Source organism: Streptomyces sp. NPDC091376, from assembly GCF_044757085.1.
Lineage (GTDB): Bacteria > Actinomycetota > Actinomycetes > Streptomycetales > Streptomycetaceae > Streptomyces > Streptomyces pratisoli.
The window spans coordinates 815,021-833,781 of sequence record NZ_JBIVUF010000001.1 but is presented as its reverse complement, the minus strand read 5'-3'; the positions used below and the strand labels follow the sequence as shown (position 1 = coordinate 833,781).

The window sequence follows — 18,761 nt, the reverse complement described above, 5'->3', positions numbered from 1 at the left end:
GCCGGTGACCGATTCGGCCGAAGGTAAGGGAACGGCAAAGCCGGGTCGCTCGTTACCTCAGGCATGACAGCTATGACCCCCGGCTCGAACATCCCCCTGACCGCCGCGCGCGTGGCGGTGGACGTCGCCGCTCCGGTGCGGCTCGACGTATCGGGCCTGCTGCTCACCGCCGACGGCAAGGTGCGCTCCGACGACGACTTCATCTTCTACAACCAGCCGGCCGGCCCCGGCGTGGCCCACCGGTCCGGTGGCGGCACGGCCCCGGACGCGATCGTCGTCGACACCGGCGCCGTTCCGGCCGGGATCGAGAAGATCGTCGTCACGGCCAGTCCCGACGCCGCGGGGCAGACCTTCCAGGGCATCGAGCCCACGGCCACGATCCGGAACGCGGACGACGGATCGGTCCTGGCGACGTTCACCCCGCCGCAGCTGGGCACCGAGACCGCCCTGGTGATCGTCGAGGTCTATCTGCGGAACGGGGCCTGGAAGGCCAGGGCCGTCGGCCAGGGCTATGCGAACGGGCTGGCGGGCATCGCCACCGACTTCGGTGTCTCGGTCGAGGAGGAGCCGGCCGCGGCGCCGGCCCCCGCCCCCGCCCCGGTGGCCCAGACGCCCGCTCCCCCGGCCCACGCACCCGCTCCCCCGGCTCAGGCACCCGCGGCGGCGCCCGCGCCCGGCGCCGGCAAGATCAACCTGGACAAGGGGCGCGTCAGTCTCCAGAAGAACCAGACCGTGTCCCTGGTCAAGGGCGGCCGTCCGCTGCTCTCCCAGGTCAAGATGGGCCTCGGCTGGGAGCCCGCCTTCCGCGGCAAGGACATCGATCTGGACGCGTCCGTGATCGCCTACGGCCCGCAGCGCAACCACCTCGACAGCTGCTACTTCGGGAAGCTGTCCATCCTCAACGGCGCGATCAAGCACTCGGGCGACAACCTCACCGGAGAGGGCGCGGGCGACGACGAGGTGATCGTCGTGGACCTCGGCCGCCTGCCCGCCGACGCCACGGGCCTGGTCTTCACCGTCAACTCCTTCTCCGGCCAGAAGTTCACCGAGGTCGCCAAGGCCTACTGCCGGCTGATGGACGCGGCGTCCGGCGAGGAGCTGGTGCGCTTCGACCTCACCGGCGCCGAGCCGCAGACCGGAGTGATGATGGCGAAGCTGATCCGCCAGTTCTCCGGCGAGTGGGAGATGACGGCGATCGGTGAGTTCGTGAAGTCCCGTACGGTCCGCGGCATGGTCAAGCCCGCGGCGCAGGCGCTCTAGGTCGATACGCCCAGGCGTCCCGACGTGGAGGGGCGGCACCCGGACGACCGGGCGCCGCCCCTCATCCGTGGGACGTGGACCAGGTGGTCAGCAGGCGCGCTTCCACGGGCCCGTGATGGCGACCATGATGCCCGGCGTCTGGATGCTGGCGAACAGCGTCCGTCCGTCGGGCGAGAAGACCACGCCGGCGAACTCGCTGTAGGCCGGCTCCTCCTCGGTGCCGAGGTTCAGCTCGTTGCGGGCGATCGGGTACGTCCGCCCGCGCTCGGTCGCGCCGAAGAGGTGCTGGACGCCCTCGCCGTCCTCGGCGATGATCAGCCCGCCGTACGGTGAGACGGTGATGTTGTCGGGGCCGTCGTACGCGCCGTCCTTCGACGGGTCCGCGTTCACACCGAGCAGCACCTTGAGGGTCAGCGTCCGGCGCCGGGGGTCGTAGAACCAGACCTGGCCGTCGTGCGGCTGCCCCGGGCTCTCGTCGCGGGCGTAGGAGGAGACGATGTACGCGCCGCCGTCCGCCCACCACATGCCTTCGAGCTTGCGGGCGCGGGTGATCCCGTCGTCGGCGAACTGCTTGCGCACCGGAACGGTCTTCGCGTCGCGGTCGGGTACGTCGACCCAGTCCACGCCGTACACCGTGCCGAGCCTGGTGGCGCGGGACAGATCGTCGATGAAGCGGCCGCCCGCGTCGTAGCACTTGGGCGCCTGCAGGATGCCCGCGTCCTCGGGGATGTGGCGCAGCCGCCCGCGGCCGTGCTGGAAGCCGTGCGGCGGGACCCAGCGGTAGAGCAGGCCGTTGGGGCCGGAGGCGTCTTCGGTGAGGTAGGCGTGGCCGCGCTTGGTGTCGATGACGACGGCCTCGTGCTCGTAGCGGCCGAATGCCTTGATCGGGATGGGGTGGCGGTTGGCGCGGCGGTCGTGGGGGTCGACCTCGAACACGTAGCCGTGGTCCTTGGTCATGCCGTTCTCGCCGGCCTTGTCCGCGTTCTCCTCGCAGGTGAGCCAGGTCCCCCAGGGGGTGCGTCCGCCCGCGCAGTTCTGCGAGGTGCCGGCGATGCCGACCCACTCGGCCGTGCGGCCGTCGCGGTGGGTCTCGACGACCGTGCAGCCGCCGGCCGCGGCGGGGTCGTAGACGAGGGCGTCCGTGAGCGGTACGGGGTACTTCCAGTTCTTGCGCGGGCCCTTGAGCTCGTGGTTGTTGACGAGGAGGGTGACTCCGCGGGGGCCTTCGAAGGCGGCGGTGCCGTCGTGGTTGGAGGGGGTGAACTCGCCCGACTCCAGCTTGGTGACACCGCTGTGGGTGACGATGCGGTAGGCGAACCCGGCGGGGAGGGCGAGGATGCCCTTCGGGTCGGGGAGGAGGGGGCCGTAGCCGGGGCCGTGGTGGTGGCCGTGGCGGTCGGTCTCCGCCGGGCCGTCCTCGGCGGCGAGCGCGCCGGGCGCGGTGGCGAGGGCACCGACGGCGCCGGTGAGGACGACGCCCGCGCCGGTGAGCGCGGACTGTCTCGTGAATTCCCTGCGGGTGAGCGGCATCGCAGTCTCCTGAGGGGCTGGTTCTACGGGCACCTGGGGTCTGGCCGGTGTCGGCCCACACGCTCCCGGTCACGTATAAACGGCAGTTGAAGTCAATGCGACATCTCACTCTTTCGTGCGCCCGGTGGTCCCTGCCCACCGGCGGACGCCGCACCGCCGCACCGCTGCGCCGCTTCGTGCGCCGGGCGCGCGGGGTCAGGAACCCGGCCGGGAGCGGGCCTTGAACGCGGCCTTGCGTGCGTCCTTCGCCGTCTTCTTGTCGCGGTGCAGACGCCCCATCGCCTCCAGGACGTCCGCCGCGGCCGGATGGTCCACCCGCCACGCCTCCTCGAAGAAGCCGCTGTGCTGTCCGACGAGGCCCTCGACCAGGTCCTGGAGTTCCTCCAGATCCCCCTCGGCGTCGAGTTGCGCGGCGATCGTGTCGACGGCGAGCCAGAAGATCATGGACTCGGGGGGCGCCGGCACGTCCGCCGAGCCGCGTTCGGCGAGCCACACGCGGGCGAGGCCACCGAGTTCACGGTCGTCGAGGACGTCCCGCACGGCCGGTTCCGCCTCCGCGCCGGCCAGTGCGAGGGCCTGCTGGCAGTGGAGGCGGCGCAGGGGCGCCCCGGGGTCGGTCCCGCGGGCGGCGGCGAGGAGTTCCCGTGCGGCCGCCGGCGTCTCGCGCCGGGCCAGCCACTGGGCGGTCTCGGCCCGGGCCGACCGGTCGGGGTAGTGCGCGACCCCGTCGAGCAGCGCCTTCGCGTCCTTGTCTGCGAGGTCCCCGACCGCGGGTGCCACCACCCCGCCCTCCAGCATCCTGGCCCTGATCCCGTACAGCCCCAGCGGGGTGAGCCTCACCATTCCGTACCGGGAGACGTCCTCCTCCTCCGCGGCCGACAGCGACGGCGCGGACTCCGTCCCCTCCTCGGCCATCAGCGCCTCGTCCACCGGGCGGTACTCCACCAGGCCGATCGGCTCCAGCAGCCGGAACTGGTCGTCCAGTCGCATCATCGCGTCGGAGACCTGCTCCAGGACGGCGTCGGTGGGCTCCCTTATGTCGTCGGGCACGATCATCGACGCGGCGAGGGCGGGCAGGGGGATCTGTTCCTCGCCCGCGCCGCTCTCGCTGACGGTGAGCAGGTACAGATTGCCGAGGACGCCGTCGAGGAACTCGGCCTCCGACTCGGGGTCCCAGTCGAGGGCCTCGAAGTCGATCTCGCCGCCCTCGCCGATGACATGGGCGAGATCGTCGAGCTCCGGCGCGATCGCGTCGGCGAAGACCGCGTCGAAGGCGTCCTGCCAGAGGGCGAGCACGTCCTTGGGGCCGCCGCCGGTGACCAGCGGGAGCCGGCCGCCGGTGGTGACGGTGCCGTGTCCGGTGGCGTCGTCCTCCGGGTCGACGACGTCGACGAGCCCCGTGTCCACGGCGATCCGCCATGCCTCGCTCGCGTACGCGGCGCCGTCCTCGTCCGCCGCGAGCCCCAACGCCTCGGCCGCGGCGGGCAGTTGTTCGTCCACGAGTTCCCCGCCCGCGCCGACCCTGGTCTCCGGGCCGGCCCAGCGCGCCAGCCGGACGGTCCTGGCCAGCAGGGGTGTGCCGAGGGCGTCCCGCGCCAGTTCCGCGTCCGGATGCAGTCGCACCGGCGGCAGGGTGGGGCGTCCGGCGGGGCGGTCTCCTGGCATCTGGTGGCTCTCCTCGACTTTCGGGCGTACCGGTTTGCGGCTCGGTTCGGCTCCGGGGCGCTCCAGCGTGCGCCCCTTCGGTTCACTTGCGCTCGTGGCGGCCCCCAGCGTAGACGCATTTCGCCCGATGCCGTCCGGTTCATGTACCCGTCAACCCCCGTACACCCGGCACCTCTTGACAAGTGGCGTGTTCTGCCAAGAGATTGACGCGCGTAGATCCCATCAGTGGTGAAATCGCCACCCCCCAACCCTCACAACGGAGTTCCCTGATGCCTTCCATACCGAGATCTGCCGCCGTCGCGGCCGTCGTGGCCGCCGCGCTGGCCGCCGGCCTGCTCGCAGGCTCCTCCTCGGCCGCCGCCGACGCCGAGACCGCGGACACCGGCGTTCGCATCCATGACATCCAGGGCACGACCCGTACGTCCCCGCTCGTCGGGCAGCAGGTGCAGGACGTCGAGGGCATCGTCACCGGTGTCCGCACGTACGGCTCCTCGCGCGGTTTCTGGTTCCAGGACCCGCAGGCCGACGCCGACCCGGCCACCAGCGAGGGCCTGTTCGTCTTCACCGGTTCCACGCCTACCGTCACCACCGGCGACGCCGTGAAGGTCTCCGGCACCGTCGGCGAGTACGTCCCGGGCGGCCTGAGCTCGGGCAACCAGTCACTCACCCAGATCTCCAAGCCGGCCGTCACCGTGGTCTCCTCCGGCAACGCACTGCCCGCCCCGGTGACCGTCTCCGCCTGGTCCGTCCCCTCGGCGTACGCGCCCGAGGGCGACCCGGCCGCCGCCAACAGCATCAACGCGCTGCCGCTCGAGCCCCGTGCGTACGCCCTGGACTACTACGAGTCGCTGGAGGGCAGCAACGTACGGATCGGCACCTCGCGCGTCGTCGGCGCGACCGACCCGTACTCCGAGCTGTGGGTCACGGTGAAGCCGTGGGAGAACCCGACCCGGCGCGGCGGTGCCCGCTACGGCTCGTACGCGTCCCAGAACACCGGCAGGCTGCAGATCCAGTCGCTGGTGCCCACCGCCCAGCAGCCGTTCCCCAAGGCGAACGTCGGCGATGTGCTCTCCGGCACGACCGAAGGCCCCCTGGACTTCAACCAGTTCGGCGGCTACACGATCACCGCCCGCACCCTCGGCACGGTCACCGACCGCGGCCTGGAGCGCGAGTCGGCGCGTGAGGAGCGCCGCGGCGAGCTGTCCGTCGCCACGTACAACGTGGAGAACCTGGACCCGTCCGACCCGCAGGAGAAGTTCGACGCGCTGGCGAAGGCCGTCGTGGAGAACCTCGCGACGCCCGACATCCTCGCCCTGGAGGAGATCCAGGACGACACCGGCGCCAAGAACGACGGCGTCGTCTCCGCCGAGCAGACGGTCAAGAAGTTCACGGAGGCGATCGTCGCGGCCGGCGGCCCGGCGTACGAGTGGCGGACCGTCGACCCCGAGAACAACAAGGACGGCGGCGAGCCCGGCGGCAACATCCGCCAGGTGTTCCTCTTCAACCCCGAGCGCGTCTCCTTCACCGACCGCTCGGGCGGGAACGCGACGGCCGTGACCGGAGTCGTACGCGAGCACGGCCGCGCCGCCCTCACCCTCTCCCCCGGCCGGATCGACCCGGCGAACACCGCCTGGGAGGCGAGCCGCAAGCCGCTCGCCGGTGAGTTCGTCTTCCGCGGCCGCACGGTCTTCGTGATCGCCAACCACTTCGGCTCGAAGGGCGGCGACGAGGGCCTGACCTCGCACCACCAGCCGCCGGTGCGCTCCTCCGAGGCCAAGCGCCTCCAGCAGGCGCAGGCCGTGAACGGCTTCGTGAAGCAGATCCTCAAGGCCCAGCGCAGCGCCGATGTCGTCGTCCTCGGCGACATCAACGACTTCGAGTTCTCGGAGACGACGAAGGCGCTCACCGACGGCGGTGCGCTGTACCCGGCGATCAAGTCCCTGCCGCGCGCCGAGCGTTACTCGTACGTCTACCAGGGCAACAGCCAGGTGCTCGACCAGATCCTGACGAGCCCGTCGATCGATGAGTTCAGCTACGACAGCGTGCACATCAACGCGGAGTTCGCGGACCAGAACAGCGACCACGACCCGCAGGTGCTGCGCTTCCGCCCGTAACCTGCCGGCGGTGCTACGCGCCCGCGCTCAGGCTGAGCGCGGGCGTGTAGCGCGTCACCCGGCTGCCGGTGAGGCCCGGGTGGTGCCGGACGCGCTCCCACTGTTCCGTGGGCGAACCGACGCCGTCGCCCGGGGCTGCGAGCGCCTCCCGGTGGGCCTGCTCGCTCTCCCACTCGGCGTAGTTGAGGACGCGGGTACCGTCCGTGCCGAGGTGGAAGTGGGCCGAGATGCCGCCCGGGTGCGGGTGCGGATCGCCTTCGAGCGCGGTGAACACGGCGTCGACCCAGTCGCGCTGACGGGCCGGGTCCGGCCCGTCGAAGCCGATCTCGACGATCACGACACAGCCCGGGACCCTGAGGTCGGTCTCGGGACGCCGTCCGCTGCGGTAGAGCTCGTAGGTGTGCAGCCCCAGCCGCTCGATGCCCGGCACGGCGGCGTCGATCTCGTCGTTGCGCTCGTCCCGGAAGGTGCGGGAGAACTCCTGGTACGCGTCCTCCCCGGTCCACTGCGAGTAGTGCAGCAGGGCGGTTCCGTCGTTGCTCGTGCACACGCTGTACGAGAGCAGGCCGACGTCGGGCCAGTCGCGGAGCCGCCAGGCACGGCCGATCGCCTCGACGGCCGCCCGCTGCCGCTCGGGCGTGCCGACGTGCCAGGTGCTGACCTTGACGCTGCCGACGCCGGAGCGGGTGAGGTCGGGGCGGGAGGAGAGATGCGCGGTCATCGTGGTCCTCCTGAGCCGGTCGGGCCTTCGACGACCATGCTCGGACTTCAACCTCGGTTGAGGTCAAGCCATCCTCGACCTTTCAGTTTCGCTTGCCCTTGACCCCTAGCAGAACTAAGTGGACCTTCACAGTCGGCGAGCGGACACTTCGGATATGACGACGCAACGACCGCGCCCACGCCCCTTCGGCCGCGCCCTGTGCGCGATGATCACGCCCTTCACCGCCGAGGGCGCGCCCGACCTGGACGGTGCCCGGAAGCTCGCCACCCATCTGGTGGCCGAGGGGTGCGACGGGCTCGTGCTGAACGGCACGACCGGCGAGTCCCCGACCACGACCGACGCCGAGAAGACGGCGCTCGTACGGGCCGTCCGCGAGGCCGTGGGCGAGGGACCGGCCGTCGTCGCGGGCGTCGGCAGTGCGAGCACCCGGCACACGGTGGAGCTGGCGCGGGCCGCCGAGGACGCGGGAGCCGACGGGCTCCTGGTCGTCGCCCCGTACTACAGCCGGCCGCCGCAGCCCGCCGTCGCGGCGCACTTCCGGCGGGTGGCGGACGCGGTCGGCATCCCGCTGATGCTGTACGACATCCCCGGCCGCACCGGCACCCGCATCGAGCCCGAGACGATGCTGGCCCTCGCGGCGCATCCCCGGATCGTGGCCGTGAAGGACTGCGCGTACGACCTGCTCGGCAGCACCAAGGTGATCGCCCGGACGTCGCTCGCCTACTACTCGGGCTGCGAGGAACTGAACCTTCCGCTGTATGCGGTGGGCGGCTCGGGCTTCGTCAGCACGGTCGCGAACGCGGCCCCGCGCCCGATGCGTGCCGTGCTCGACGCGTACGACGCCGGCCGGACGGCGGAGGCCGCCGAGCTCAACGGGCTCACGCTGCCGCTCGCCGAGCTGATGATGGCGTCGGGGCTGCCCGGCACGGTGACCGCCAAGGCTCTGCTCGGCGCGCTCGGCCTGCCGGCCGGTCCGGTCCGGGAACCGCTGCAGCCCGCCGACCGTGACACGGCGGGCGGGCTGCTGGCTGTCTACGAGGAACTGGCCCGGCTGTTCCCGGCCTGACCGAATCCCTGAGCGGACCTGGTGGGCCTGGTGGGCCTAGTCGTACACCGAGGTCGTTCCGAACACCGCGGCGTGCTCCAGGACGTCCTCGAGCGGGTCGTCGATCTGGCCGGTCGAGATCAGCGCCACGACCGGCGCGTTGTGCGAGTCGGTGTGGATCTCGTCGGCCTGCGCGAGGCCGCACTGCTGCGCCACGGCCAACAGCGTCAACGTTCCGAGTACGGCCACCCTGGTCTTCATGTCGCTTCCTCGCCTTGCGTGTTCGTGTGACTCTACGGTCACCCGCTCATCCGCCCGGGGGCATGAAAGGTTACGCAGAGTCACACGAATACGTCGGTACGAGCGACGCAACGGGACCGTCGGACCCTCGGACGCGCCTCATGGGGCCCGCGCACGGACCCTCAGTTGTGGCTGTGGAGCACCTCGTTGAGACCGCCCCAGACCGCGTTGTTCGGGCGGGCCTCGACGGCACCGGTCACCGAGTTGCGGCGGAAGAGGATGTTCGACGCACCGGACAGCTCACGGGCCTTGACGATCTGGCCGTCGGGCAGCGTGACCCGGGTGCCCGCCGTGACATAGAGACCGGCCTCGACGACGCACTCGTCGCCGAGCGCGATCCCGACGCCCGCCTCGGCGCCGATCAGGCAGCGCTCACCCACGGAGATGATGACGTTGCCGCCGCCGGAGAGGGTGCCCATGGTGGAGGCGCCGCCACCGATGTCGGAGCCGTCGCCGATGACGACGCCGGCGGAGATCCGGCCCTCGACCATGGAGGTGCCGAGGGTGCCGGCGTTGAAGTTGACGAAGCCCTCGTGCATGACCGTGGTGCCCTCGGCGAGGTGCGCACCGAGCCGGACACGGTCGGCGTCGGCGATCCGGACGCCCTTGGGGGCCACGTAGTCCGTCATCCGCGGGAACTTGTCGATGGACGTCACCTGCAGGTGCAGGCCCTCGGCGCGGGCGTTGAGCCGCACCCTCTCGACGTTGTCGACGGCGACCGGGCCCAGCGAGGTCCAGGCGACGTTGGCGAGCAGCCCGAAGACACCGTCGAGGCTCTGGCCGTGCGGCCGCACCAGCCGGTGCGAGAGCAGGTGGAGGCGCAGATAGGCGTCGTGCGCGTCGATCGGCTTCTCGTCGAGCGAGGCGATGACCGTACGGACGGCGACGACCTCGACCTCGCGGCGGGCGTCCACGCCGATGGCCTTCACGGCGCCCTCACCGAGGAGGTTCACCGCCTGGTCGGGCGAGAGCCGCTCGGTACCGGCCGGACCGGGCTCGGACGAGAGCTCGGGGGCGGGGAACCAGGTGTCGAGAACGGTGCCGTCGCCGGCGATGGTGGCAAGGCCGGCGGCGACGGCGCCGGTGGTGCGCGTAGCGGTGGTGCTGTCGGGCGAGTCAGTCATGAGGAGAACCTAACCGGCAGGGCCCGGCCGGTGCGAACCGGTCTCAGGTGCCGGTCCGCCCCCGCTGTGGGCAGAGGGCGGGCCGGTGTACCGTCCCGCCCTCCCCCACGGGGCGAGGCCGATCGCGCCCGGCGCCAGCGCACATCTATCCGATGCCACTGGCTCGGGTATCCCCGCTCGACGGAGAAGCTGCTCGGGCGATCGTCGACGATCTCGGTGCGCTGTCTGGTGACCGTGGCGATCACCGTGCCCTTTGCCACGAAGGGGCCTCCGGAGGCCTTGCCGCCCACGTAGTAGCCCATGCCCGCCACCACCCGGGCGCCCCGGTAGGCATAGGTCTCCGGGTCGAGCAGTACCTGGTACGTGTTGCGCTGCCACGCGTAGTCGCGCTGGTTGCCCTCGACGCCGACGGCGATGACCTTCCTGCCGATTCCGTCGGTCGTCGGCACGGGGTTCGTCGCCCCGTCCAGACCCGTGATGACCCGGTAGAGGTTTCGACGCTGGTCGACGGTGGCCGCGGGCGCCCCCGCCAGTACCTCCACGATCTCGTCGTAGTCACGCTGGCTCTGGGTCTTCCGGACGGCGCTGGTCACGCGCGTCGGGATGGACCGCTCGCGGATCAGGCGCAGCACGGCCTCCGGGTCGTCCTCGGGGAACTCGGCCATCAGCGCGTCCGACTTCTGCGGGGACAGGCTTTCCGTGAAGCCGGACGGTACCTCGTTCAGCACACGGCCCCTCGGCACGGATGGGCCCGCCCGTGGCCTGGGCCGCGACCCGGGCGTCCGCGCGGTCGGACCAGGATTCGGCGACCGGGTCCTGGCCCGTCCTGGCCAGTGCCCTCAGGGCCCGTACCTCGGCGCGGCGGTGCTTGCCGATGAGGTTCGCGGCGATGCCGTACAGCCAGGGGCGGGCGCTCGGGCGCGCCAGGTCGTAGCGCGCACGGGTGCGGAACGCGGCCAGGAAGGTGTCGGCGGTGATGTCGTCGGCCGCGCTCTCACCGAGCCGTCGTGCGGCGTAGCGGTGGATGTCGGCGGCAGGCCGCGTTCGGGTTCACGGTGTCGGGCGCGGAAGGATCCGGTCCAGCATCTCGCGTGCGTAGTCCTCGTCGTAGGGCGCGTCCGTCAGCAGCACCTGCAGGCAGATGCCGTCCATCAGGGCCACCAGCGCCCGTGCCGTCGCGGGATCGCTGCGACGGGCGAGGGACTCGGCGACGCCGTCGGCCCACTCGGCCGCGACGGGCCGCAGGGCGGGGCGGCGCAGAGCGGCGAGATAGAGCTCGTACTCCAGCTCCACGCCGGTGCGTTCGCCCCCGAGCCACTCGCCCATCAGCCGGGCCAGCTCCCGGGCGAGGTCGCTCCCGGGGTCGACGAGTGCGCCGCTGTCCCGCACCGCCGCCGCGAAGCCCTCGTTGGCCTGGCGCAGGGCGGCGACCAACAGCTCGTCCAGCGAGGCGAAGTGATACGTCGTCGAGCCGAGCGGCACATCGGCCTCGGCGGCGACCGTGCGATGGCTCAGCCCGGCGATGCCGTTGCGGCCGACCACCCGGATCGCCGCGTCGATGATGCGCTGGCGCCGGTCGGGGTCGTACCGGCGGCCCATCAGTGCGCACCCCCGAGGTTGAGCACGACGACCCCGGCGACGATCAGCGCGATTCCGGCGATCTTCACCGGGCCGGCGGACTCGTTCATGAACAGCATGCCGATCGCCGCGACGGCCGCCGTCCCGATGCCCGCCCAGATCGCGTAGGCCGTCCCGACCGACAGCGTCTTCAGCGTCTGCGCGAGCAGCGTGAAGGCGAGCACATAGCCGACGACGGTGACGAGGGAGGGCCAGAGCCGGGTGAAGCCGTCGCTGTACTTCATCGCCGTGGTGCCGGCGACCTCCGCCGCGATGGCCGCGGCCAGCAGTCCGTATCCCATGCGTACAACTGTACACATGGATGGGTACGCCCGTACACAACGCGGCGGACCCCGGCACGGCGAAAGGCCATGCCCGCCGGTCCGTGACTGGCGGGCATGGCCTTTGGAGTACGCGTGCCGTACGCGCGTGTGTCAGACGTTGAAGCCGAGCGCCCTCAGCTGCTCGCGACCGTCGTCCGTGATCTTGTCGGGACCCCACGGGGGCATCCAGACCCAGTTGATCTTCAGCTCGTTGACGATGCCGTCGGTCGCCGCCTTCGCCTGGTCCTCGATCACGTCGGTCAGCGGGCAGGCCGCGGACGTCAGCGTCATGTCCAGCGTCGCGATGTTCGAGTCGTCGATGTGGATGCCGTAGATCAGGCCGAGGTTGACCACGTCGATGCCCAGCTCGGGGTCGACGACGTCGTACAGCGCCTCGCGGACCTCCTCCTCGGAGGCCTTCGTGCCGGGCGTCGCGGCCCCGGACGAGAAGGTCTCCTCGTCCGGCCAGTCCTTCTCCGCCGTGGTCTCGGGGTTCTCAGTCATGCGGTCTTCCCTTCGGACAGCGCCTGGGCCGTCGCGTCCTTCCATGCCATCCAGCTCAGGAGGGCGCACTTCACGCGCGCCGGGTACTTCGAGACGCCGGCGAACGCGACCGCGTCCTCCAGCACCTCCTCCATCGCGTCGTCCGGCTCGATCTGGCCCTTGGACTGCATCAGCTCAAGGAACGTCGCCTGGATCTTCTGCGCCTCGGCGAGCTCCCTGCCGACGAGCAGCTCGTTCAGCACGGAGGCGGAGGCCTGGCTGATCGAGCAGCCCTGGCCCTCGTACGAGACGTCCTCGACGCGCGTGCCGTCGTACTTCACACGCAACGTGATCTCGTCGCCGCAGGTTGGGTTGACGTGGTGCACCTCGGCGTCACCGTCCCGCAAGCCCCGGCCGTGCGGGTGCTTGTAGTGGTCCAGGATGACGTCCTGGTACATCGAATCAAGCTTCACAGAGCGTCCCTCAGTCCCTCATCCGAAGAAGTTGCGGACGTGCTCCAGGCCGTCGATCAGCGCGTCCACCTCGCCCGGCGTGGAGTACAGATAGAACGACGCCCGCGTGGTCGCAGGAATTCCGTACCTGAGGCACACCGGCCGTGCGCAGTGGTGGCCGACACGGACCGCGATGCCCTGCTCGTCGAGCACCTGCCCCACATCGTGCGGATGGATGTCGCCGAGCACGAAGGAGATCGCCGCGCCGCGGTCCTCGGCCGTGACCGGGCCGATGATCCGCAGGTCGGGAACCTCCTGGAGGCGGCTCACCGCGTACTCGGTGAGCGCGTGCTCGTGCTGGAGGATCTTGTCCATGCCGATCGAGGTGAGGTAGTCCACGGCCGCGCCGAGGCCGACGGCCTGGGCGATCGGGGGCGTACCCGCCTCGAACTTGTGCGGCGCGGGAGCGTACGTCGAGGAGTGCATCGAGACGGTCTCGATCATCTCGCCGCCCCCCAGGAACGGCGGGAGGTCCTCCAGCAGCTCCTGGCGGCCCCACAGGACGCCGATACCGGTCGGGCCGCACATCTTGTGACCGGTGAAGGCCACGAAGTCGGCGCCCAGGGCCTGGACGTCGAGCGGCATGTGCGGAGCGGCCTGCGAGGCGTCGATGAGGACGAGCGCACCGACGTCCTGCGCCCGGCGGACGATCTGGTCGACCGGGTTGACCGTGCCCAGGATGTTGGAGACCAGCGTGAAGGAGACGATCTTCGTCTTCTCCGTGATGATCTCCTCGATGTTGGACAGGTCCAGCCGGCCGTCGTCCGTGAGCCCGAACCACTTCAGCTTCGCGCCCGTGCGCTGCGCCAGCAGCTGCCACGGAACGATGTTGGAGTGGTGCTCCATCTCCGTGATGACTATCTCGGTCTCGCGGTCCACGCGGTAGGGCTCGTCGGCCCAGCCCAGCATGTTCGCCACGAGGTTCAGCGACTCCGAGGCGTTCTTGGTGAAGATCACCTCGTCGCGGCTGGGCGCGTTGATGAAGGCGGCGACCTTGTCGCGGGCGCCTTCGTACGCCGCCGTGGCCTCCTCGGCAAGGACGTGCACGCCGCGGTGGACGTTGGCGTTGTACCGCTCGTAGTAGGTGTTGAGCGCGTCGAGCACCTGGCGCGGCTTCTGGGACGTCGCCGCGTTGTCCAGGTAGACGACCTTCTTGCCGTCGTGGACCAGACGGTCCAGGATCGGGAAGTCCTTGCGGATCGCCTCGGTGTCGAGGAGGCCCGGCAGATGTGTCACGCGGATACGCCACCCTTCGTGTATGCCTCGTAGCCCTCGGCCTCCAGCTTGTCGGCGAGCTCGGCGCCGCCGGACTCGGCGATACGGCCGTTCGCGAACACGTGCACGAAGTCGGGCTTGATGTAGCGCAGGATGCGCGTGTAGTGCGTGATCAGCAGGGTGCCGACCTCGCCGGACTCGCGGACACGGTTGACGCCCTCGGAAACCGTGCGCAGGGCGTCGACGTCGAGGCCGGAGTCGGTCTCGTCGAGGATCGCGATCTTGGGCTTGAGGAGCTCCAGCTGAAGGATCTCGTGGCGCTTCTTCTCACCGCCGGAGAAGCCCTCGTTGACGTTGCGCTCGGCGAAGGAGGGGTCCATGTGGAGACGCTCCATGGTCTCCTTGACCTCCTTCACCCAGGTGCGCAGCTTGGGGGCCTCGCCGCGGATGGCGGTGGCGGAGGTGCGCAGGAAGTTGGAGACCGAGACGCCCGGGATCTCGACGGGGTACTGCATGGCGAGGAAGACGCCGGCGCGGGCGCGCTCGTCGACGGACATCTCCAGGACGTCCTCGCCGTCCAGGGTCACGGTGCCACCGGTGATCGTGTACTTGGGGTGGCCCGCCAGGGAGTAGGCGAGGGTCGACTTGCCGGAGCCGTTGGGGCCCATGATGGCGTGGGTCTCGCCCTGCTTCACGGTCAGGTCGACGCCCTTGAGGATCTCCTTGGTGGCGTTGTCGGCCTCGACGGAGACGCGCAGGTCGCGGATTTCAAGCGTTGCCATGGGGACTTCAGTTCTCCTGGGTGACGGAGACGAGCACATCGTCCCCTTCGATCTTTACGGGGTACACGGGGACCGGGCGCGTCGCGGGAAGGCCGGACGGCTTGCCGGTGCGGAGGTCGAAGCTGGAGCCGTGCAGCCAGCACTCGATCTGGCAGTCCTCGACCTCGCCCTCGGACAGGGAGACGTTCGCGTGCGAGCAGATGTCGTGGATCGCGAACACCTCGCCCTCCGTACGGACGACGGAGACCGGCGTGCCGTCGAGTTCCACCCGCTTCGGGGTGTCCTCCTCCAGCTCGCTCAGCCCACAGGCTCGGACGAAGGCCATCAGACGGACGCCTCCAGCTCGGCCTCGATCGTGGCGATGAGGCGCTCCTCGACGTCGGGCAGGCCGATCTGCTGGACCAGCTCGGCGAAGAAGCCACGGACGACGAGGCGACGTGCCTCGGCCGCCGGGATGCCGCGGGCCATCAGGTAGAAGAGCTGCTCGTCGTCGAAGCGGCCGGTGGCGGAGGCGTGACCGGCGCCGGCGATCTCACCGGTCTCGATCTCCAGGTTCGGCACGGAGTCGACGCGGGCGCCGTCGCTCAGCACCAGGTTGCGGTTGAGCTCGTAGGTGTCCGTGCCCTCGGCCTTGGCCTCGATGAGCACGTCGCCGATCCACACGGCGTGGGCGTTGTCGCCCTGGAGCGCGCCCTTGTAGGCGACGTTGGACTTGCAGTGCGGCATGTTGTGGTCGACCAGGAGGCGGTGCTCCTGGTGCTGGCCGGCGTCGGTGAAGTACAGACCGAACAGCTCGGCCTCGCCGCCCGTTCCCGCGTACGAAACGCGCGGGTGGAGGCGTACGACGTCGCCGCCGAACGTCACGACGACCGACTTGAAGGCGGCGTCGCGGCCGATCAGGGCGTTGTGCTGCGAGCAGTGCACCGAGGTGTCGTCCCAGTCCTGGACGGAGACGAACGTGACCTTGGCGCCGTCGCCGATCAGGAAGTCCACGTTGGCGGCGCGCACGGCGTCGCCGGTGTGGTCGATGACGATGACGGCCTCGGCGAAGGCGCCGATGTCGAAGACCGTGTGCCCGAAGGTGGTGCCGCCCTCGCCGTGCAGGGTGAGCCGCACCGGTTCGGTCAGGACCGTCTCCTTGGGCACGGAGATGACGGTGGCCTTCTCGAAGGACGAGTACGCCTGGGCGGCGACGCGGTCGACGGGCGTGCCGGCCTTGCCGATACGCGCGTCGTCACGGCCGACGGCCTCGACGGTGACCCCGTCCGGCGCGCTCACCTCCGCCTTGAGGGAACCGTCGGCCTTCGCGGTGCCGTCGTGCAGACCCCGCAGGCGCTCCAGCGGCGTGAACCGCCACTCCTCCTCGCGACCGTGCGGGACCGGGAAGTCCGCGACGTCGAAGGACGGGGGCGCGCTCATGCGCGTGGCGACGGTCGACTCGGCGGCCACCGCGATCGAGCCGGCGGTGGTGGAGCCCACCGGAATGTTCTGAGCCTCAGCCATGGCTGTCGTCTTGCTCGCTTCCTCGTTAAGCCTGTGTCTGTTCCGGGTCCGTGGCACCTGTGGCTGCGCCACGGGCCCCGGTCCTGCGTGCTCGCTGCGGACGGGCCGCCGGCGTCAGCCGACCGCGCCCTCCATCTGCAGCTCGATCAGCCGGTTGAGCTCCAGCGCGTACTCCATGGGCAGCTCCTTGGCGATCGGCTCGACGAAGCCGCGCACGATCATCGCCATCGCCTCGTCCTCGGAGAGTCCGCGGCTCATCAGGTAGAAGAGCTGGTCGTCCGAGACCTTGGAGACGGTCGCCTCGTGTCCCATGGAGACGTCGTCCTCGCGGACGTCGACGTACGGGTAGGTGTCGGAGCGGGAGATGGTGTCGACGAGCAGAGCGTCACAGAGGACGTTGGACTTCGCACCCGGAGCGCCCTCGCCGATCTCGATCAGCCCGCGGTAGGACGTACGGCCGCCGCCGCGCGCCACCGACTTGGAGACGATGTTCGACGACGTGTTCGGCGCCATGTGGACCATCTTGGCTCCGGCGTCCTGGTGCTGGCCCTCGCCCGCGAAGGCGATGGAGAGGGTCTCGCCCTTGGCGTGCTCGCCCATGAGGTAGACGGCCGGGTACTTCATCGTCACCTTGGAGCCGATGTTGCCGTCGACCCACTCCATGGTCGCGCCCTCGTAGGCCACGGCGCGCTTGGTGACCAGGTTGTAGACGTTGTTCGACCAGTTCTGGATGGTCGTGTAACGGCAGCGGGCGCCCTTCTTGACGATGATCTCGACCACGGCGCTGTGCAGGGAGTCCGAGGAGTAGATCGGCGCGGTGCAGCCCTCGACGTAGTGGACGTAGGCGTCCTCGTCGACGATGATCAGCGTCCGCTCGAACTGGCCCATGTTCTCGGTGTTGATCCGGAAGTAGGCCTGGAGCGGGATCTCGACGTGCACGCCCTTCGGGACGTAGATGAAGGATCCACCGGACCACACCGCGGTGTTCAGCGACGCGAACTTGTTGTCGCCGACGGGGATGACCGTGCCGAAGTACTCCTTGAAGAGCTCCGGGTGCTCCTTCAGCGCCGTGTCGGTGTCCAGGAAGATGACGCCCTGCTCCTCCAGGTCCTCACGGATCTGGTGGTAGACGACCTCCGACTCGTACTGCGCGGCGACACCGGCGACGAGGCGCTGCTTCTCGGCCTCGGGGATGCCGAGCTTGTCGTACGTGTTCTTGATGTCCTCCGGGAGGTCCTCCCAGGACTCCGCCTGCTTCTCGGTGGACCGCACGAAGTACTTGATGTTGTCGAAGTCGATGCCGGAGAGGTCGGAGCCCCAGTTCGGCATGGGCTTCTTGTCGAAGAGCCGCAGACCCTTCAGACGCAGCTTCAGCATCCACTCGGGCTCGGACTTCTTCTCGGAGATGTCGCGGACGACGTCCTCCGAGAGACCGCGCTTGGCGGATGCGCCCGCGGCGTCGGAGTCGGCCCAGCCGTATTCGTACTTGCCCAGGCCCTCGAGCTCAGGGTGGGCAGTCTCCGTGGGGAGAGTCATGCGGGGTTCCTCCCGGCCGTGCTATCAGATGCTTGCGAAGTGGTCTTGTCGGTCGTGCTGGTCTCGTCGGTCGTGCCGGCCCTGCTGGTCCCGCCCGCCCGCTCGTCGGGTCTGTGGCCCGCCTTCGGGATGAAGGTGGTGCACACTCCGTCGCCGTGGGCGATGGTGGCCAGACGCTGCACATGCGTGCCGAGCAAGCGGGAGAAGACCTCGGTCTCCGCCTCGCACAGCTGCGGATACCGCTCGGCCACATGGGCGACGGGACAGTGGTGCTGGCACAGCTGCTCGCCCACCGGCGCACTACGCGCCGTAGCAGCGTACCCGTCGGCGGTCAACGCCCTGGCGAGTGCCTCGGTGCGCTCCTCGGCGTCCACGGCCTCCACGGCCGCGCGATACGCCTCCGCCTGGGCCTCCATCCGGTCCCGGGCGAACGCGGCGACGGCGGCTTCGCCGCCCGCGTTCTGCTCGATCCAGCGGAGGGCGTCCACCGCGAGGGCGTCGTAGGACTGGTCGAAGGCGTCCCGGCCGCAGTCGGTCAGTGCGAAGACCTTGGCGGGCCTGCCGCGGGTGCGCGCCCCGTACACGCGCTGCTCGCGGGCGACGACGACGTCGTCGGAGACCAGCGCGTCGAGATGGCGGCGGACGGCGGCCTGGGTGAGTCCGAGGCGCCCGGCGAGATCGGCGACGGTGGACGGCCCGTGGTCCAGGATGGACCGCGCAACCCGGTTGCGGGTGGACCGCTCCCCGGTCGCGAGCTCCTCCTGTGGGGACTCCCCAACAGCTCCGCCGCTTTTCACAACACCATTGTTGCGTAATTCCCGAGAGACTGACAAGCCGCGTCCCACCGGACGGACGGTGCCGTGCATCACTAAGGGAAACCTAACCTGACCTGCGGGAATGATCATTCATGGGATCAATCGGCCACCGTCCCCCGCCGTGCGCGGGAAGGCATCCGGCGGGCCGGCGACCCCGCTGACCGGCGATTTGTCCGCCGAGGAGGTGGCCGGAACCGGGCGGTCACCCAGCGTGCG

Annotated in this window: 19 protein-coding genes and 1 pseudogene; 3 read left to right on the top strand and 17 right to left on the bottom strand. The window is 70.3% G+C overall.

The window, feature by feature from the left end; genetic code table 11:
- The first annotated feature begins 72 nt into the window (after positions 1–72).
- Positions 73–1,260: a TerD family protein gene (locus ACIQMR_RS03690; RefSeq protein ID WP_401382687.1), complete on the top strand. Its 1,188-nt coding sequence runs from the start codon at positions 73–75 to the stop codon at positions 1,258–1,260.
- Between the two features lie 87 nt (positions 1,261–1,347).
- Here the strand turns inward: ACIQMR_RS03690 and ACIQMR_RS03685 are convergent, their stop codons facing one another.
- On the bottom strand, positions 1,348–2,790 hold the full coding sequence (locus ACIQMR_RS03685) for an alkaline phosphatase PhoX (protein WP_401382394.1): 1,443 nt from the start codon (positions 2,788–2,790) through the stop codon (positions 1,348–1,350).
- Between the two features lie 195 nt (positions 2,791–2,985).
- Positions 2,986–4,455 (bottom strand): hypothetical protein, encoded by a 1,470-nt coding sequence (locus ACIQMR_RS03680; protein ID WP_401382392.1) that lies wholly within the window; start codon positions 4,453–4,455, stop codon positions 2,986–2,988.
- Positions 4,456–4,724: 269 nt separating this feature from the next.
- Here ACIQMR_RS03680 and ACIQMR_RS03675 point away from each other — a divergent pair, with 269 nt between their 5' ends.
- On the top strand, positions 4,725–6,569 hold the full coding sequence (locus ACIQMR_RS03675) for an endonuclease/exonuclease/phosphatase family protein (protein ID WP_401382390.1): 1,845 nt from the start codon (positions 4,725–4,727) through the stop codon (positions 6,567–6,569).
- Positions 6,570–6,582: 13 nt separating this feature from the next.
- On the opposite strand, the gene ACIQMR_RS03670 is transcribed toward ACIQMR_RS03675, so the two are convergent.
- Entirely contained in the window at positions 6,583–7,290 is a 708-nt protein-coding gene (locus ACIQMR_RS03670; RefSeq protein WP_401382388.1) for an antibiotic biosynthesis monooxygenase, read from the bottom strand.
- A 154-nt stretch (positions 7,291–7,444) separates the two neighbouring features.
- Here ACIQMR_RS03670 and dapA point away from each other — a divergent pair, with 154 nt between their 5' ends.
- Complete coding sequence (gene dapA / locus ACIQMR_RS03665) at positions 7,445–8,356, top strand: 4-hydroxy-tetrahydrodipicolinate synthase (RefSeq protein ID WP_401382385.1); 912 nt, start codon at positions 7,445–7,447, stop codon at positions 8,354–8,356.
- Positions 8,357–8,392: 36 nt separating this feature from the next.
- Here dapA and ACIQMR_RS03660 read toward each other — a convergent pair whose 3' ends face one another.
- From ACIQMR_RS03660 to ACIQMR_RS03595, 14 genes and pseudogenes are all read right to left on the bottom strand, one after another.
- Positions 8,393–8,596: a hypothetical protein gene (locus tag ACIQMR_RS03660; RefSeq protein ID WP_401382382.1), complete on the bottom strand. Its 204-nt coding sequence runs from the start codon at positions 8,594–8,596 to the stop codon at positions 8,393–8,395.
- Positions 8,597–8,757: 161 nt separating this feature from the next.
- Positions 8,758–9,759, bottom strand: coding sequence for a 2,3,4,5-tetrahydropyridine-2,6-dicarboxylate N-succinyltransferase (dapD, locus tag ACIQMR_RS03655; protein ID WP_401382380.1), 1,002 nt, complete (start codon positions 9,757–9,759; stop codon positions 8,758–8,760).
- The gene (locus ACIQMR_RS03650; protein ID WP_401382378.1) at positions 9,756–10,487 is read right to left on the bottom strand and encodes a hypothetical protein; all 732 of its coding nucleotides are present in this window, start codon (positions 10,485–10,487) and stop codon (positions 9,756–9,758) included. Before ACIQMR_RS03650 ends, dapD begins: the two co-directional genes overlap by 4 nt.
- Positions 10,488–10,514: 27 nt before the next feature.
- A pseudogene (locus ACIQMR_RS03645) lies at positions 10,515–10,800 on the bottom strand (RNA polymerase sigma factor); the annotation flags it as partial.
- 9 nt (positions 10,801–10,809) lie between these two features.
- Entirely contained in the window at positions 10,810–11,358 is a 549-nt protein-coding gene (locus ACIQMR_RS03640) for a TetR/AcrR family transcriptional regulator (protein ID WP_401382376.1), read from the bottom strand.
- A complete protein-coding gene (locus tag ACIQMR_RS03635) occupies positions 11,358–11,696 on the bottom strand; it encodes a DMT family transporter (protein ID WP_401382374.1) in 339 nt (112 codons plus the stop codon). The genes ACIQMR_RS03640 and ACIQMR_RS03635 overlap by 1 nt, the downstream gene beginning before the upstream one ends.
- 114 nt (positions 11,697–11,810) lie before the next feature.
- Entirely contained in the window at positions 11,811–12,203 is a 393-nt protein-coding gene (locus ACIQMR_RS03630) for a metal-sulfur cluster assembly factor (protein ID WP_401382372.1), read from the bottom strand.
- A complete protein-coding gene (sufU, locus tag ACIQMR_RS03625; RefSeq protein WP_266375081.1) occupies positions 12,200–12,655 on the bottom strand; it encodes a Fe-S cluster assembly sulfur transfer protein SufU in 456 nt (151 codons plus the stop codon). Before sufU ends, ACIQMR_RS03630 begins: the two co-directional genes overlap by 4 nt.
- Positions 12,656–12,673: 18 nt before the next feature.
- Positions 12,674–13,930, bottom strand: coding sequence for a cysteine desulfurase (locus ACIQMR_RS03620; protein WP_401382369.1), 1,257 nt, complete (start codon positions 13,928–13,930; stop codon positions 12,674–12,676).
- The gene (gene sufC, locus ACIQMR_RS03615) at positions 13,927–14,691 is read right to left on the bottom strand and encodes a Fe-S cluster assembly ATPase SufC (RefSeq protein ID WP_401382367.1); all 765 of its coding nucleotides are present in this window, start codon (positions 14,689–14,691) and stop codon (positions 13,927–13,929) included. Before sufC ends, ACIQMR_RS03620 begins: the two co-directional genes overlap by 4 nt.
- Before the next feature lie 7 nt (positions 14,692–14,698).
- Complete coding sequence (locus tag ACIQMR_RS03610; RefSeq protein WP_266375077.1) at positions 14,699–15,016, bottom strand: non-heme iron oxygenase ferredoxin subunit; 318 nt, start codon at positions 15,014–15,016, stop codon at positions 14,699–14,701.
- Positions 15,016–16,194, bottom strand: coding sequence for a Fe-S cluster assembly protein SufD (gene sufD / locus ACIQMR_RS03605; protein ID WP_401382364.1), 1,179 nt, complete (start codon positions 16,192–16,194; stop codon positions 15,016–15,018). The genes ACIQMR_RS03610 and sufD overlap by 1 nt, the downstream gene beginning before the upstream one ends.
- 114 nt (positions 16,195–16,308) lie before the next feature.
- The gene (gene sufB / locus ACIQMR_RS03600) at positions 16,309–17,730 is read right to left on the bottom strand and encodes a Fe-S cluster assembly protein SufB (protein ID WP_266375075.1); all 1,422 of its coding nucleotides are present in this window, start codon (positions 17,728–17,730) and stop codon (positions 16,309–16,311) included.
- Positions 17,727–18,527, bottom strand: a complete 801-nt coding sequence (locus ACIQMR_RS03595; protein ID WP_401382361.1) for a helix-turn-helix transcriptional regulator — start codon at positions 18,525–18,527, stop codon at positions 17,727–17,729. The genes sufB and ACIQMR_RS03595 overlap by 4 nt, the downstream gene beginning before the upstream one ends.
- Positions 18,528–18,761: the final 234 nt, after the last annotated feature.